The organism is Pseudomonas sp. SST3 (assembly GCF_003325755.1).
On record NZ_QORI02000001.1, the window covers coordinates 403,484 to 418,627 of the forward strand.

The 15,144-nt window shown below is 57.1% G+C and carries 12 protein-coding genes, 1 tRNA gene and 1 pseudogene; 7 read left to right on the forward strand and 7 right to left on the reverse strand.

Annotation, left to right across the window (positions count from 1 at the left end; genetic code table 11):
- Positions 1–51: 51 nt before the first annotated feature.
- The gene (gabD, locus tag DQ405_RS01975; protein WP_168422675.1) at positions 52–1,500 is read right to left on the reverse strand and encodes an NADP-dependent succinate-semialdehyde dehydrogenase; all 1,449 of its coding nucleotides are present in this window, start codon (positions 1,498–1,500) and stop codon (positions 52–54) included.
- A gap of 332 nt (positions 1,501–1,832) precedes the next feature.
- On the opposite strand from gabD, the gene DQ405_RS01980 reads away from it, so the two are divergent.
- From DQ405_RS01980 to DQ405_RS01990, 3 genes are all read left to right on the forward strand, one after another.
- Positions 1,833–1,909, forward strand: a tRNA-Arg gene (locus tag DQ405_RS01980).
- A 194-nt stretch (positions 1,910–2,103) separates the two neighbouring features.
- Positions 2,104–3,624, forward strand: a complete 1,521-nt coding sequence (locus tag DQ405_RS01985; RefSeq protein ID WP_168422676.1) for a DNA adenine methylase — start codon at positions 2,104–2,106, stop codon at positions 3,622–3,624.
- The gene (locus tag DQ405_RS01990; protein WP_168422677.1) at positions 3,624–5,009 is read left to right on the forward strand and encodes a DNA adenine methylase; all 1,386 of its coding nucleotides are present in this window, start codon (positions 3,624–3,626) and stop codon (positions 5,007–5,009) included. Before DQ405_RS01985 ends, DQ405_RS01990 begins: the two co-directional genes overlap by 1 nt.
- Here DQ405_RS01990 and DQ405_RS01995 read toward each other — a convergent pair.
- From DQ405_RS01995 to DQ405_RS02005, 3 genes and pseudogenes are all read right to left on the reverse strand, one after another.
- Positions 4,911–6,311, reverse strand: coding sequence for an LlaJI family restriction endonuclease (locus tag DQ405_RS01995; protein ID WP_168422678.1), 1,401 nt, complete (start codon positions 6,309–6,311; stop codon positions 4,911–4,913). The two genes, DQ405_RS01990 and DQ405_RS01995, sit on opposite strands and share 99 nt — an antisense overlap.
- A gap of 33 nt (positions 6,312–6,344) precedes the next feature.
- Positions 6,345–8,075 (reverse strand): AAA family ATPase, encoded by a 1,731-nt coding sequence (locus DQ405_RS02000; protein ID WP_168422679.1) that lies wholly within the window; start codon positions 8,073–8,075, stop codon positions 6,345–6,347.
- Positions 8,076–8,251: 176 nt separating this feature from the next.
- Positions 8,252–8,368 (reverse strand): annotated as a pseudogene (locus DQ405_RS02005) (integrase core domain-containing protein); the annotation flags it as partial.
- 46 nt (positions 8,369–8,414) lie between these two features.
- Here DQ405_RS02005 and DQ405_RS02010 point away from each other — a divergent pair.
- The 3 genes from DQ405_RS02010 to ampC all read left to right on the forward strand — a co-directional run bounded on the left by DQ405_RS02010 (position 8,415) and on the right by ampC (position 12,142).
- Entirely contained in the window at positions 8,415–10,043 is a 1,629-nt protein-coding gene (locus DQ405_RS02010; protein WP_168422680.1) for a winged helix-turn-helix domain-containing protein, read from the forward strand.
- 295 nt (positions 10,044–10,338) lie between these two features.
- Complete coding sequence (locus DQ405_RS02015) at positions 10,339–10,707, forward strand: PH domain-containing protein (RefSeq protein ID WP_168422681.1); 369 nt, start codon at positions 10,339–10,341, stop codon at positions 10,705–10,707.
- Between the two features lie 271 nt (positions 10,708–10,978).
- Complete coding sequence (gene ampC / locus DQ405_RS02025; RefSeq protein ID WP_168422682.1) at positions 10,979–12,142, forward strand: class C beta-lactamase; 1,164 nt, start codon at positions 10,979–10,981, stop codon at positions 12,140–12,142.
- Between the two features lie 226 nt (positions 12,143–12,368).
- Here ampC and DQ405_RS02030 read toward each other — a convergent pair whose 3' ends face one another.
- Positions 12,369–12,689, reverse strand: a complete 321-nt coding sequence (locus tag DQ405_RS02030; RefSeq protein WP_168422683.1) for a hypothetical protein — start codon at positions 12,687–12,689, stop codon at positions 12,369–12,371.
- A 207-nt stretch (positions 12,690–12,896) separates the two neighbouring features.
- On the opposite strand from DQ405_RS02030, the gene DQ405_RS02035 reads away from it, so the two are divergent.
- Positions 12,897–13,817 carry a LysR family transcriptional regulator gene (locus tag DQ405_RS02035; RefSeq protein WP_168422684.1) on the forward strand — a complete coding sequence of 307 codons (921 nt, stop codon included), beginning with the start codon at positions 12,897–12,899 and terminating at the stop codon, positions 13,815–13,817.
- A gap of 48 nt (positions 13,818–13,865) precedes the next feature.
- Here the strand turns inward: DQ405_RS02035 and madM are convergent, their stop codons facing one another.
- Together madM and madL are read right to left on the reverse strand one after the other, a co-directional pair.
- A complete protein-coding gene (gene madM / locus DQ405_RS02040) occupies positions 13,866–14,630 on the reverse strand; it encodes a malonate transporter subunit MadM (RefSeq protein ID WP_168422685.1) in 765 nt (254 codons plus the stop codon).
- Positions 14,631–14,633: 3 nt separating this feature from the next.
- Complete coding sequence (madL, locus tag DQ405_RS02045; protein WP_148925684.1) at positions 14,634–15,032, reverse strand: malonate transporter subunit MadL; 399 nt, start codon at positions 15,030–15,032, stop codon at positions 14,634–14,636.
- Between the last annotated feature and the right edge of the window lie 112 nt (positions 15,033–15,144).

Genomic DNA, 15,144 nt, shown 5'->3' on the forward strand with positions numbered 1-15,144 from the left:
AAAAGGAGCCAGCCCCAAGACAGGCACTGGCTCCTCGTGATGCCGCGTGGCTTACAGCCCCAGGCAGAGGTACTTGATCTCCAGGTAATCCTCGATGCCGTACTTCGACCCTTCACGCCCCAGGCCGGAGGACTTCACCCCGCCGAACGGCGCCACCTCGGTGGAAATCATGCCGGTGTTGACGCCGACCATTCCCGACTCGATCGCCTCGGCTACTCGGAAGACCCGGCCCAGGTCACGCGCATAGAAGTACGCCGCCAGCCCGAACTCGGTGTCGTTGGCCAGCGCGATGCCTTCGGCCTCGTCCTTGAAGCAGAACAGTGGCGCCAGCGGGCCGAAGGTCTCTTCCTTGGCCACCTTGGCGTCATGCGGCACATTGACCATCAGCGTCGGCTCGAAATAGCTACCGCCGAGGCTGTGCGCCTTGCCTCCGGTAACCACCTGGGCGCCGCTGGCGACGGCATCCTCGATGTGTTCCTTGACCTTGGCGGCCGCCCGTTCATCGATCAACGGACCGATGTCGACGCCTTCATCGAGGCCATTGCCGACCTTCAGCTTCGCCACTGCCGCCTGGAATTTCTCGGCGAAAGCGTCGTACACACCCTCCTGAACATAGATACGGTTGACGCAAACACAGGTCTGCCCGGCATTGCGGTACTTGGACTGCATGGCACCCTTGACCGCCTCGTCCAGGTCGGCGTCATCGAAGACCAGGAACGGCGCGTTGCCGCCCAGCTCCAGCGACACCTTCTTGATCCCTGGCGCGCACTGAGCCATGAGCTTGGCGCCCACTTCGGTGGAGCCGGTGAAGCTGATCTTGCGCACGGTCGGGTTGGCGGTCAGCTCGTTGCCGATGTCGCCGGCCGAGCCGGTGATGACACTGAACACGCCCTTGGGAATGCCGGCACGCTCGGCCAGTTCGGCCAACGCCAAGGCAGAGAATGGAGTCTGGCTGGCCGGCTTGACCACCATGGTGCAACCCGCCGCGAGTGCCGGCGCGGCCTTACGGGTGATCATCGCCGCCGGAAAGTTCCACGGCGTGATGGCCGCCGTGACACCGATCGGCTGTTTGATGACGATGATCCGCTTGTCTTTCTGGTGCCCCGGAATCGTGTCGCCATAGACGCGCTTGGCTTCCTCGGCGAACCACTCGATGAACGACGCGGCATAGGCAATCTCACCCTTGGATTCAGCCAGCGGCTTGCCCTGCTCCAGCGTCATCAGCCGACCCAAGTCGTCCTGGTTCTCCATCATCAGCTCGAACCAGCGGCGCAGCTTCTGCGAACGCTCCTTGGCCGTCAGGTCACGCCAGGCCGGCAGCGCGCGCTCGGCCGCCTCGATGGCACGTCGGGTCTCAGCGCCACCCATCTTCGGCACGGTGCCGAGAATCTCGTTGCTGGCCGGGTTGTTGACCTTGATGGTCTGGCCGCTGTCCGCGTCCTGCCAGGCTCCGTCGATATAAGCCTGCTGGCGGAACAGCCAAGTGTCTTTGAGTTGCATGGCAGTCTCCTTCGAGCCGGCGCGCGGCGCCGGGAAATGGACAAGGCCGTCTGGCCGGTAGATAGCGGACGAGCCGCACTGTGCATCCCTCGACATCCGTAGAACAGGAAGCGACCACCGGGTTCCAGGCGTGGAGCGATGCGTTTGAAATCTCAAACACATGCTAGGGCCGGCTACCGATTCCAGGCAACACCATGTTCAAAAAAACTAACGCTTCATAGGCTTGCCTGATAAGCGTAGGCCGCGGCGGCGCTCGAATGCGCTTTGCGCACCCCAGCCGCCGAAGCGCCATGGACGATCGCCGGCGAGATGCGTATGATTGCGCCCGCGCCGCACCAGTAGCTCAGCTGGATAGAGTACTGCCCTCCGAAGGCAGGGGTCGTGGGTTCGAATCCCGCCTGGTGCGCCATATAAATCAGCACGTTACGCCTAATTATCTGTTTTCAACCAGGACGGTGACAGCAGGGCGACAACACTTGCTAAGCAAAGCCCCCCCTTGAGTAATTAAGGGGGGCCTTTTGCTTAGAGTAGCCTCGGGAACGCGCACAATTGAGAACAGGGAACCTGTCCGTCAGCTAAAAGATGTGTTATATAAGACATCTTATGAAATCATCCGCCATTCAAAAATTGCGCCTTCTACTGGGCGAAACCCAAGCCCAATTCGGAGCACGATTCCAAGTGAGCCAGATCACGGTTAGTTATTGGGAAACCGGTCGCTCTATGCCTGCGGGACGGCGGCTGAACGAGGTTACCGCTTTGGCGTCAACCGCCCTACCCGCCAAGCCAAAATCGACGCCCTTTCGCCCCATTCAGTACCTTGGAAGCAAGCAGCGCCTAGCCGAAACGATCGTTAATGTTCTCGAAGAGATATCTCCGAAACAAACACGGGTTGGGGATTTGTTCGCGGGAAGTGGGGTAGTAAGTGCATTAGCAGGAGCCGAGCGGCCCGTAACAGCAGTCGATATACAAACCTACTCGAAGATTCTTTCCACGGCCGCCCTGCTTGAACAGGCAGAAAAATTCGCGCATATGACTGGCGCCGAATTCAAAGAACGATTTGCTAGCGCATCCGACCTCCTTGAAGAAGCCTTGACCCCTCTACTTGCCTTTGAGCGCGAAGCTGAGGCCGAGGCTATCAAAGGCAATCCAGAGTTGCTGGTCCAAATTATTGAGTTTGGGTCAATCGCTGTATACGAGCAGCGCCCGTTAACAGGCATGCCCGCCACCCTTGGAAAGCTCATAAAAAATGCGATAAGTGCACTAGCCAACATTCGCGCCTCATCAGCTGAGATTACTGCTACACGTTATTTTGGCGGGCCCTATTTTTCTTATAGGCAAGCAATTGCCTTAGACGCAATCTACATCGCGACACACTCGGATTCCGGCGGCTCGCAGAACATTGCCGCATTAGCAGCCATCATCAGTACAGCCAGCGTGATAGTCAATACAGTAGGGAAGCAGTTCGCCCAGCCGATGAAACTGAAGAAAGCGGACGGCCGAATCCCACCACTCCTGCTCCAAAGGGCCTTACGGGACCGCAGTATTGATACCTTGGAAGTGTTTCAAGAGTGGGCAACTCGTTGGCAAACACATGCTCTGAGCGGCAATTTCGATCATGATATCGTGCAGGGTGATGTAGTCGACTTTGTCGTTAACGATCAATCCTGCGGAGCCTTTTACGCCGATCCGCCCTACACAATTGATCATTACTCGAGGTTCTACCACGTACTGGAAACCCTCTCTCGTCGAGACTCACCTCGTTTAGACGAGATGAAAAAAAAGGGAGAGGTTTCAGTAATGCGCGGCATTTATCGTCATGGCCGCTATCAATCCCCGTTTTGCGTTCCCTCAAAAGCGCAAGCGGTGTTCGAGCAGCTGTTCGCTGCAGCTGGACAAAAAGCTGTGCCACTAGTGATGTCATATTCACCATTTGATGAAGAAGAGAGCCATCGCCCACGGCTCCTTACATTGGATGCGCTCATCTCGACGGCGGAGCGTCATTTTCGGCAGGTGTCGGTTCAAGAGATAGACGAACACAGCCACAGGAAACTGAACGCAAAAGCAGCCAACATGAGCGTCCGCAGTGATGCGGAGCGACTTATTGTTTGCGAAGTGACCAACTAATGGAAAAATACCTCGGCAACAAATCTTCTCTACTACCGCTAATTGATCGATTCTTTGAGGACCGGATTCCCGGCGCGACGCAACTTTCGGATGTGTTCGCAGGGACAAATAACGTTTCTCGATACTTCCGCTCACGGGGATGGGCAACGGCAGCCTGTGACGCGAATCGCTTCAGCTATGTGCTCGCGCAAGCATATCTCTGCACCAACGCCATACCCATGTTTCAAAGCGTTCGCACCGCCAACAAAGATGCCTTCCGGCTGACTAGATTACAGAGTGAATTAAGTCGTTCGATTGCGAAGTTCGGTTCGCTATACCTTCCAAATCATTCTGCAGACCAGGTTTTCCAGGATCTAAAACACCTAGCAAATGTGCTGGCAAACCTGCAGAACATAGGGGAGAACAACACCAAACCCGGTGTAATCAGCGAATGCTTCACGCAATGGGGTTCACGGGCCGCGTATGCCAGTCGCCGCGGAAGCGAAGGCTTCAGAAACTACTTTTCTAAGGAAAACGCGCTCTTTCTCGATGGGGTGCTATCCACACTTCGCGCATGGTGGCGGGAAGCACGCCTCACCCGGAATGAACTATTTCTACTCCTCACCAGTGTGATCGAAGAGGTCACCATCACCGCTAACGTCAATGGTACGTTCCATGACTTCAATCGTGATCGCTTGTGGCCCAATGCCAACCAGGCATTCCTGCTGCGGCTGCCGCTAGTATCTTGCTCAAGCCCAGTAGCAGAAGTGGCAAATGCCAACGCTGTTGACGCCGCCTCTGCCTTTGCCAAGCACGATATTTGCTATCTCGATCCCCCCTACAATTTCCGCCAATACAGCGCCTACTACCACCTCCTGAACTTCATCGCTGCGTATCCGTTCCTGGAGGACATCGAGTTATATGTCGCTGGCCTAACGCATGTCCGGGGCCAACACCCAGAGGACGACTTCACCAGCGATTTCTGCTTCAAGACTCGTTTTATCGATAGTCTCCGAAAACTAATCGAATCTACCGACGCAGCGCACGTCGTATTGAGTTATTACGGCGGACGAAATCATTGGAACCACTGGGCATCGGTCGAGGAACCGACCGACCAAGGGCTTCGTGAGCTCAAAACCCTGTTTGAGGACACAGGCCTATTCTCACGATGCGAGGTCGTTCCAGCGCTTGAGGTTAGGAAGAACTACCAAAGCCGAGTGGGCGAGCAAAAAGAACTAGTTAACGAATACCTATTCCACGGCGTACGACGCGCACAATCAGGCTCTCAGCTAAGGCCTCCCGCACCATTAGCCGCCAATGTCCGATGGGGGCTGATCGATGAATTCTGTCACACGGCCCCGCTGAGACAGGATGAAATCGATCAGGTCGCACGTACTGCTGGATGAGATTGTCGGGTAACTAGAAAAAAGATGAGTCGGCTCAACCCCCCAAGCTTCAATCTTAGGAAATTGGCGATGGGCCCCTTCAATAGTCGAATAACCAAGGAACGTGGGCTGATCTGCGCCGGGGAAAGGCACGAGAAAAACAGATAGCACGCTTGCCTCTGGAGTCCGTAGGGAATCTATATAGTAGAGCTGCTTTACGATATCCGGCCCACCAGGACGAGCAATTGGGAACCTGTAGTAATACTTTGCGTCGACGATGAGACGCCAGGCACCTCGAACTACGACCATATCTGGAATCTGTTTGTGGTCGTATCGGGCCTTTTGCCCGGCAGGACTGCTACACCACCATACAGGTTGACCAATCGAAGAAATCGGATCGACTTGACTGTCGGCGCCGATGGCCATACGACAAGCATCTTCCCAGACCGAATAGAATGAGGTCGTACCGTAGATTTGTGGGTTTGACACCGCGCCGGCTAGCCTTGAACTTAGGAGCTCTCTGAGCAATTTTAGAAGCCGGAGAGCATCGGTTCGATAAACACCTCGCTGCTCAAGAGCCAAGAGGCGATCCAAGTACGCTCGCCGATCTTCCGGAATTGGCCACTGCGGCACAAGAAGTCCAGCCGCCTCCTCGGCGTGCTCGACAACAGCGGGTGTGACCAATTCGTAGCGCTCTTGCAAGCGGCGAAGTATCCCCACCTGAAGCGCACTTATTTCGTTGAGTACACCCTCCCTCCGCTCGGCTATTACAGATGGATAGATTGCGGCCCCCTGAATAAGAACCGGAAAGCACTTGGCGATTGTCCTGGCCCAATGTGGGCGCCCTTGATCACTAACCCGAACCTGTTCCCTTCGATACAAACCGTGAGAATAGAACCACTCCTGGAGACTTAAAAGTGCGTCGTATTCCCTCAGAACCTCACTATTCCCATATTCAGGATCCAGCTGCTTGTCGACCGTTGGCCGTCGAAATGCGCTGCGCTCAAAATAATTTCGAAGGATGCGAATAGTCCCGGACAAATCGAAACCATTACCACCACCAAATTTTGGACATGCGAATAACAGAAAATTTGGGAAAACAACGATACCCACAAAAGCCAGAACCAGCCGACCTCCATCGGTTGGTCGCAAGATTCGCGCGCTTATCAAGTAATCAAGACAGGAGTTTTCCGACTCCAGCTTGGCAGACCACTCGCTCCACGTTAGCGAATCACCCTCAACGAGATTAATAACACTCATTTCAAATCTGACTTTCAGCTTCTTCGGCGGCGCTAGTAGATGCACCCGCATCAGATAAATCATTCGTTTGATTTATGATCTCAGGCATTTTTAACTTTAGCGGCGCACCAACGCCACCAGCCCAGATCGCTGGGACTGCGAGAAGCTTTTTGCTAGGAAGAGAGACTCTTGTCGGAATCTAAGGACATCGTCCCACAGGTATAAAAACAACTTTTCGAGTACAGCATCTGGACTCGCAAGTTGTTTTTCCGTCAGAAAATAAGGGCCGATTAACTTATCTTCATGAATTCCCAAGCCGATGAGAAACTCGTTGATAGCGGCACGGAAGACATCCCAGTCGTAGTCGCGACCACCATAACGAACCACCGAAATGTTCGCTGGGTACAAGCAAGGCTCGGTGTACCCCTTGTAGACATAGCTCCAGCGGCGGCGAAACGCCGTATCCAACGGAAAAACTCCTTGGTCAGCACTGTTCATAGTCGCCCACAAATAGAGATTCGCTGGCAGCCTTATTGTGGCTATTTCAAGTTGATACGATGCGAAGAACGCTCGTTGTTCGGGGGTTGCTTCGATCTCGTAACGACTAGCACCCGACTCATCTCGATCTAACAACTGCAGCACATCACCCAGAATAGCAGCGGCGTTTCCTCGATTGATCTCTTCGATCAGCACCACGACAGTCTCATTCGGGCAGCGAAGCGCGCGCAATAAACCCCGCATCAGAGGACCGGGCACATATCGATAGTCAATAAATGGCTTGCCTCGACTTCCCGGCGCTCCGTCAGCTTCCTGTAGAGCGTTCAACTCGTCAATTTGTTCATATACAGGCTGAGGCTTGAAGGCGCCGACAAAATCGAAAAAAGACGACTCAGGATGAAACTGCGTCCTGATCACATGATCTGCAGCTTGCGTCAAGCGATCCAAGTAATAGCTTTTTCCCGACCCAGGACAGCCGGTTACGATAAGTTGATGAGGGTGCTGAAGCGAGGCGAGGCTAGGCGACTTTGGAATCAGAGTTGAGGAATTCTCTCCTCCTGAGCGCAGCGTCAGTTGGCGGTCTAATCGAGGTAGCGTCTGCCGTAAAACCAGCCTTAGGCGTTTGTATGCATTCAGAAACCCTCTGATTCTATTTCTGACGTCTATCTGGATCTGACTAGCAGCATCCTTGTATTTCGAAGCGGCGACCTCGATGGGCGCTACTGGCTGCTGCTTATCGGTAACCTGCACTTTAGCGAATGCACCTTCGAACTCCTGTCGCTCTTCGGCATTTAGCCTAAAATAGCGTCCGATTTCCCAGCCGTTCGAATTAATCTGGAACAAAAGTAGAAGTTTACTGCTATCTGAAAGCACCTTGTCGATTTCGCCTTCCGGCACGTAGTCGAAAAAAGTCTGTGCGCCATACCAAGCCTCCTTAAAAGGATCGCTCACAGGGAAACCACCAGCGAGCCGGCTAGCTAATTCACTAACTACTTCATATTCGGCTTCATCACCACCAGTACCCTGCCAAAAAGCTGGAGCATCTGCAGGCGTCAGCTGATGCTTAAGATAGGCGTCTGCGAGGGAAGTGATCGCTGGATTTTCTGCCGAGCCGTCAACCAGTCCTTGGTTGTGCAGCGAGTTGAAGTATCGACTCCTCGTGACGGCGTTATCAGAGAGGACACCGTTGTCACGAATACCACGCAGGCTATTGACGATCTGTTGCGTGCTTTTAAGCTCAGAGCTGTAAAGAGAGAGTGGCTGTAATTTCGGGGTATTCTTGCGCGTCAAAGATAGTTTGAAATCCAACACCTTCGTCAGAGCAAGCTGTTCTACATCTGTAAGCGGCATCCCCCCAAACTCCTTGGTTAGTCCTTCCTGTGATCGATATTAACGCGCTTATGCCCGCAACGACCCTATCGCGGCACCTTGCACGACCCAACGAACATTGGCAATAGACATAGCACCGCCCCAGGAATGAACCGATCGGTGGACTTGCCCCGACCAAACCGGACACTAACTCCCCGTTAAATTGATGCTGCTGCCAAGGGCCTAAATTCCCTCGGCGAGCGGTATTTCAAGGCGCTGTGCGGATGCTGCTCGTTGTAATGCTCAAAGGCGATCGTCAGGTTGCGCAAGGCTGTCTCTCGGTTTGATTAACTCGTCAGACGACTAGGCAGCCTGGGCTCCATGGTCATCCTGGCGTTCGATACCTATGAGGTTTTCCGGCTTCTCGATGCCTGGCTGCGGCAGGTGTTCGTACCGATGTTGTCGGGCAATGTACGGGGGCTTTTCTTCGGTCGGGAAAGCTCACTCGACAGCTGGTACGCCTCGCCAGGATGGGGGCAACTGCTGTGCTCTGTCCCGCTGACGCCATTGAATGCGCCCGATACCAACGAGCTCCTGCTGAGTCTTGGCGTCACGGGCGAGAAGGCAGCTCTCATCGCTCGAGCCACCCATGGCCACCCATTGGCGCTGAAGCTCGCCGCCGCCGGTCTTCGTGAGGCGCAGCCCGGTTATCTCCCTACGGATGCGTCGGTTCAGCATGCGCTGGATGAGCTGACGCGCCTGTTTCTCGAGGATGTCAGCGATCCGGTCACCCGGCGTGTACTGGAGGGCGCCTCCGTCACCCGACGGACCACGGTTTCGTTATTGCGAAGCATGTTTCCGGAGCTCGCGCCTCAGGATGCTTACGAGCGCCTGCGCAAGCTGCCGTTTGCCGGCTGCGTCAGTGATGGGCTGGTCATCCACGACGCCGTTCGAGATGCCATCGCCAGTTCGCTGCATGCCAGCGACCCCAGCCGTCACCTCGCGTATCGGCAGGCCGCCTGGCGACAACTGGTCACCGAGGCTGAATCTGCAAGCAGTGGAGATCTCTGGCGCTATACCGCCGACATGCTTTACCTGATCGAGAATCCGGTCGTGCGCGAAGCGTTTTTTCCGCGGCATGCCACCTCGCTCAGCGTGGAAGCGGCGCAACCAGTCGATAACGGTGCATTAACAGCGATTATTCGTGCCCACGAGGGCGGCCTGGCCGCCCAGACGCTACTGCAATGGTGGCGCCGCCTGCCGCAAAGCTTTTCGATCGTGCGCAACGGGGGCGGCGGGATAACCGGGTTGTACTGCAGACTGCGCTCGGATCTGGTCGAACCTGCCTGGCTCCGGGACGATCCCGTAACCGCCCAATGGCACAGCCATCTGACCAACAGCCCGATGAACAAGGGTGACATTGCGCTTTTCTGTCGACGCTGGCTGAGCCTCGATGAGGCTGATTCGCCGGGCGAAGTACAAGCGGCGGTGTGGCTTGACCTCAAGCGCGCCTACATGGAGCTGCGACCACGGCTGCGGCGGGTTTATCTCACCGTGCGCGACCTTGCAGCTTATGCCTCGGTTGCCCAGCGGCTGGGTTTCGAGGTGCTGACAGACCGTGAGGTGGAGCTTGATGGTCATCGATACCACAGCGCGGTGCTCGACTTCGGCCCCAGCTCGGTCGACGGCTGGCTGTCGGAACTCGCTGCCGCAGAGCTTGGTATGCAACGCACTTGCGACCTTCTCGATGTCGAGGCACGGGAATTGGCGCTCGACGAACGCCGCGTTGCGCTGACACCGCTGGAGTTCGGCGTCATGCATCACCTCGTGACGCGCGAGGGTAAGGTGGTGTCGCGCAGTGAGCTGCTGCACGATGTCTGGGACACCCAATACGAAGGCGGCAGCAACGTCGTGGATGCCGTGGTGCATACCTTGCGCCGCAAGCTTGGCACGCAGTCTGGCCGAATCGAGACGGTATCCGGGGTGGGCTACCGATTGAAATCTCGCTGATGGCCCCGCCTGGCAAAATAACGATATAGCCAGGTTAGCGCTGCCTGTTACTGACCTCGGCCACTCTGCCAGCACACGGGACGGGGCGAGGCCGCCAGCCCCTTCGCGGGCACCAGGACGACAGGGCACTGCGCTCCTTCCGGGGCCACGCCGGGACTGGTACACACGTCTCGCACAAATTTCAGCGAGACGAGAAGGCCTTGTCCTGCACCTTGACGAGGCTCACGGACGTTATGCTGGCCGCCGACGCGAGACGCTAGCGCGCTCGATAAACACGCCATAACGAGGAACGCAGATGATCGACTTCAACAACAAGGGCTTCTTCAAGCTGAAGCAGAACGACGAGTATGCGGAGCGGGTCAGGTCCCTGCTGGTGGACGGCGAGCAGGTCATCGACGCCTACAAATCGATGCGTGACGGCGTGGTGTTTACTACCAAGCGAATCATCGCGGTCAACGTGCAGGGCCTCACCGGGAGCAAGAAGGACTTCACCTCCCTGCCCTACAAGAACATCGTCGCCTATTCGGTAGAAACGTCCGGAACCTTCGATCTGGACTCCGAACTGGAGATTTATTTTTCTTCGTTGGGCCAAGTGAAGTTCGAATTCACCGGCAAGACTTCAATCGTGGAAATATCGAAACAGATTTCCAAGCATCTTCTCTGAGCCAACCGGGCGACGGCATTCTCACAGCGCTTTAATTGGAGCGTTGCGGGTTCCACACCACTTCCCAGAGGTGCCCATCCGGGTCGTGGAAATACCGGAATAGCCGCCCCGGAAGGCGTCATGTGGCGGCTTTATAATGGCGGCCCCTCCGCATCCGCGATGGCCACAGCATCGCTGAAAGGCTCTGCGCGGCGCCTGGCAAACTGCGCTTCTGCAAGCGATTGCAGGATGGTAGCGTTCAAACCGTTCGGGAAAAAATCGAGGTTCCACGATGCACCTGTCCAGGAAATGTCGCGCCCGGTTGGCTGTCGTCGCCTTCCTGGCGACCTTCAGCCATCTGGTCATGGCCGATGCGGAATTTACCGACATTGACGCGACGGTAGCGGACGCCGCCCAGACCCTGATGACGCAACAGGCTATTCCGGGTCTGGCCATCGCCATCACGGCGCAGGGCAAGCAGCGCTTCTACGAATACGGGGTCGCCTCGAAAGCGACGCAGCAGCCCGTTACGCGCGACACCCTGTTCGAGATCGGCTCGGTCAGCAAAACCCTTACCGCCACTCTGGTGGCTTATGCCGGCGCCCAGGGAAAGCTCTCGCTGACCGACAGCCCCAGTCGCCATCTGCCCGCTCTTGAAGGCAGCGAACTGGATCAGATCTCCCTTATCGATCTCGCCACGCATAGCGTCAGCGGCTTTCCCTTACAGCTGCCCGATGAAGTTCGTAACGAGCAGCAGCTGACCGATTACTTCAGAGCCTGGCGACCCCAGTACCCACCGCACACCCGCCGTACCTACGCCAACCCCAGCATGGGTCTGCTTGGAATGGTCGCTGCGAAGAGCCTGGGGCTTCCCTACGCCGATGCCTTGCAGACGCAGCTGCTGCCGAAGCTCGGCATGCGCAACACCTTCATCGACGTGCCTTCAAGCGAGATGGCCCGCTATGCACAGGGCTACAATAAAAACGGCGACCCGGTCAGGCTGAACCCCGCACTACTGGCGGACGAAGCCTACGGCGTGAAAACCACCAGCCAGGATCTGCTTCGCTTTATCGAGACGCAGCTCAGCATCGCCGAGACGGATGATTCGGTCAGGCAGGCCATGGCCGCGACCCGAACCGGCTACTACCGGGTGGGCGCCATGACACAGGCGCTGGTGTGGGAGCAGTACGACTATCCGGTAGCGCTGGGAGATCTGCTGGCCGGCAACAGCAGCAGGATGGTGCTCGAAAGCCAGCCCGCGCAGCCGATCTCCCCGCCTCTGCAACCGCAGGCCGATATCTGGATCAACAAAACCGGCTCCACCAACGGCTTCGGTGCCTATGTGGCCTTCATACCGGCCAAGCAGCTGGGAATCGTCATTCTGGCTAACCGGTACTACCCCAACGAGGCGCGGGTGAAGCTCGCTTATCGCATCCTGAAGCAGTTTGACGAATAACCAGATGGCTGGCGGGCCTTAGGGACCGCAGGCCGTCGACACGCGGGTGGTGGGCTGAAGTGGAGCGCCGCCTGCCCCGCCCTATACCCTTACTAAATGGCTATCGCACCAGCTCGTAGGGTGGGCTTCAGCCCACCGGGCTGCGATCTGTCGCGACATGGACATCGGGCTCTGCTCTGATCAACGAGGCAGAGCGAGCGCGGCGCAACCATCAACCAAGCCCGAGCTACCCGTCTGCCTCCACTCCATGGGTGGCATCCGATGAGGCGGTCCGTTCAGCTGGCCCGGGCTCCGGTTGCGAAGACTGGCAGTCTTCCGTGCGAATACCCAAGGCCATCAGCAGCGTCTCGGTTACTTCCATGAATGAATATCCGTCGGCCCATATCTGCGTTTTACCGTTCAGCCTGTTATCCATTTCTTCCATATCCTGAGCTGGAGCGTCCGCCCAGCTGTCGTTCGGGTTGTCGTAGGCCTTGCCGAGTGGCAACACATAACCACAGCACCGAACGTGCCATCGTTCTTTCGAATAATTTCCGTTGTTTTTCAATCACTTACACATACTCGATATATGCACTTCATGCAACATGCATGGCGAGCGCTTGCATGTTCATGCGATGTGCACGCCAAGCGCTTTCGGCCAGGCTCGACGAATCGCGTCGCCGACTAGCGCATCACGCGAACAGCGCAACCGATTCCCGAGCCCGAAGCCGCTTTGCCTTAGGCATAATCGACTCCCTTGTCCGAGCCCTCGCCCATGCAAATCGACGAAGAACTCACCCTGAAAAAGCTGGAGGTCTTTCTAGCTTTCATGCGCAGCGGAAACCTGAGCAAGGCAGCCGCCGACCTGAACACCAGTAATGTCAGCGTGCACCGCGCGATCCATTCACTGGAAAGTGCGCTGCGCTGCCCGCTGTTCAAGCATGAGGGGCGCAATCTGATTCCGCTGGAAAGCGCTTATGTGCTGGAAGAAAAGGCGCAGAAGCTGGTGCAGGACGTGCTCGAGACGGTGCGGCAGACCCGCGAGGCGGCGGGGTTCTCAGCCGAGCGGTTCAAACTCGGGGCGCTCTATTCGCTGACGGTTAAAACCGTCCCGCAGTTGATCATGGGCCTGAAGCTGCGCCGCAGCGAACTCAACATAGACCTCATCCTCGGCTCCAATATCGACCTCTTCTACAAGCTGAAAAACATGGAGCTGGATGCCATCCTTGTGTCACTGAACGAGAGCGTCAGCAATGACCAAGACTGTGCGCAGCTGCCGCTGTTCGCCGATGACATCTTTCTCGCTGCACCGGCCGATTCGCCGTTCGCGCAACAGGCGGAAGTCGACCTGAGCGAGCTTCGCGACGCCACTTTCATTACTCTGACGCAAGGCTTCGCGACGCACCAGGACGGTAATCGGGTGTTCCAGCAGGCCGGCTTCGAGCCCAAGGTCGCGATGCAGGTAAATGACATCTTCACCTTGCTGAGCATGGTCAATTCAGGCGTGGGGTATGCGTTGCTGCCGGGACGGGTGGGGATGGTCTACGAGTCGCGGGTCAAACTGGTCCCGCTGCAGGCGCGTTACCACCTGCAGCAGCATATCGGGGTGGTGTTTCTGAAGGCCAAGGAGCGCGATCCCAACCTGCTCGCGCTCCTCGCCGAATGCCGCATGTACAGCCTCAAGAATCCAAGCTGAAACGCGGGAGGACGGAAAACGGCAACGCCTTTTCCACCTCCATGGCTGTCAACCCAGCAGCCCGCGCATGATGAAGAACAGCAGTGACGGGCCGAGCAGACAGCCCAGCGCGGTATAAAACGCAGCCGTCAGGCAGCCGTAAGGCACCAGCTTGGCATCGGTCGCCGCCAAGCCGCCGGCCACACCGCTGGAAGTACCTATCAGCCCGCCGAAGATCACCGCCGCGCGCGGATTGTTCAAACCGATCATCGGAGCGAAGAACGGCGTCGCGATCATCACCAGGATCGCCTTGACCAGACCGGCCGCGATGGACAGCGCCATGACTTCGGAACTGGCACCGATCGCCGCGCCTGTCACCGGACCAACAATGTAGGTCACCGCGCCGGTGCCGATGGTGGTCAGGCTGACCGCATCGGTATAGCCGAAGGCCATGGCCACCGAGACGCCCGCAATAAACGACGAGAACACGCCGACGAACAGGGCCAGCACACCGACCATCCCAGCGCGCTTGAGCTCTTCGATGCTGACGCCGAAACCGGTGGCGACGATGGCGAAGTCTCTGAGCATGGAGCCACCGAGCAAACCGATGCCGGAGAACAGGGCAATGTCGACCAGACCCTTCTGCCCGCCGGTCACCACACCGCCGATATAAGACAGCAACAAGCCGATCAGGATGGCCACCGCCGAACCGTGCAGACGACCCTTGGTGAGCTTGTCGGACAGCCAGTAGGAGAACCACATGGTGGCGCCGATGATGGCGAAGCCGCTGATCAGACCGTAGCCGGAGACAACCTTGAGTAGAGATTCGTACATGGCTCAGCCCTCGGTAGTCAGTGGTTTGGCTTCATCGGCTTCAAGCTTTTTTCGGCCGATCCGATCGAGCACTGGTACCAGGGCAAAGGCGATGGCGACCGCGGCGATGCCGGCGAGGATGGCCATCGGGCCGCCGCTCAGCGCGCCATAGACGTTCTGCTGCGCCGCCATGGCGACCACGATTGGGATATACACGGCACTCCAGAATTTGATGCCCTGCTCCGAATCCATCGTGAACAGGCCACGCGTCTTGAGATAGCTGCCAAGCAGGATCAGCAGCACCATGGCGATGCCGACGCCGCCGACGTTGGCTGGGACGCCGATGAGTTTGCCGAGCAATTCACCGACGAAGATGCCCGTCAGGGTGCACAAGGCCAGGAAGGCCACACCGAAAATAATCATTGTTATTGTCCTTTTGGGTTGCGCTCAGGCCCGGCGGTGCCGGCTCCAACGCGCATGTGTTGTCGAGGTCGTTGTTTTTATCCATCGAACAGTGGCGAGTACGGCTCGCTCT

Coding starts and splice junctions, on each gene's coding strand:
- gabD (WP_168422675.1), bottom strand. CDS start 1,500: ATGCAACTCAAAGACACTTGGCTGTTCCGCCAGCAGGCTTATATCGAC.
- DQ405_RS01985 (WP_168422676.1), top strand. CDS start 2,104: ATGAAATCATCCGCCATTCAAAAATTGCGCCTTCTACTGGGCGAAACC.
- DQ405_RS01990 (WP_168422677.1), top strand. CDS start 3,624: ATGGAAAAATACCTCGGCAACAAATCTTCTCTACTACCGCTAATTGAT.
- DQ405_RS01995 (WP_168422678.1), bottom strand. CDS start 6,311: ATGATTTATCTGATGCGGGTGCATCTACTAGCGCCGCCGAAGAAGCTG.
- DQ405_RS02000 (WP_168422679.1), bottom strand. CDS start 8,075: ATGCCGCTTACAGATGTAGAACAGCTTGCTCTGACGAAGGTGTTGGAT.
- DQ405_RS02010 (WP_168422680.1), top strand. CDS start 8,415: ATGGTCATCCTGGCGTTCGATACCTATGAGGTTTTCCGGCTTCTCGAT.
- DQ405_RS02015 (WP_168422681.1), top strand. CDS start 10,339: ATGATCGACTTCAACAACAAGGGCTTCTTCAAGCTGAAGCAGAACGAC.
- ampC (WP_168422682.1), top strand. CDS start 10,979: ATGCACCTGTCCAGGAAATGTCGCGCCCGGTTGGCTGTCGTCGCCTTC.
- DQ405_RS02035 (WP_168422684.1), top strand. CDS start 12,897: ATGCAAATCGACGAAGAACTCACCCTGAAAAAGCTGGAGGTCTTTCTA.
- madM (WP_168422685.1), bottom strand. CDS start 14,630: ATGTACGAATCTCTACTCAAGGTTGTCTCCGGCTACGGTCTGATCAGC.
- madL (WP_148925684.1), bottom strand. CDS start 15,032: ATGATTATTTTCGGTGTGGCCTTCCTGGCCTTGTGCACCCTGACGGGC.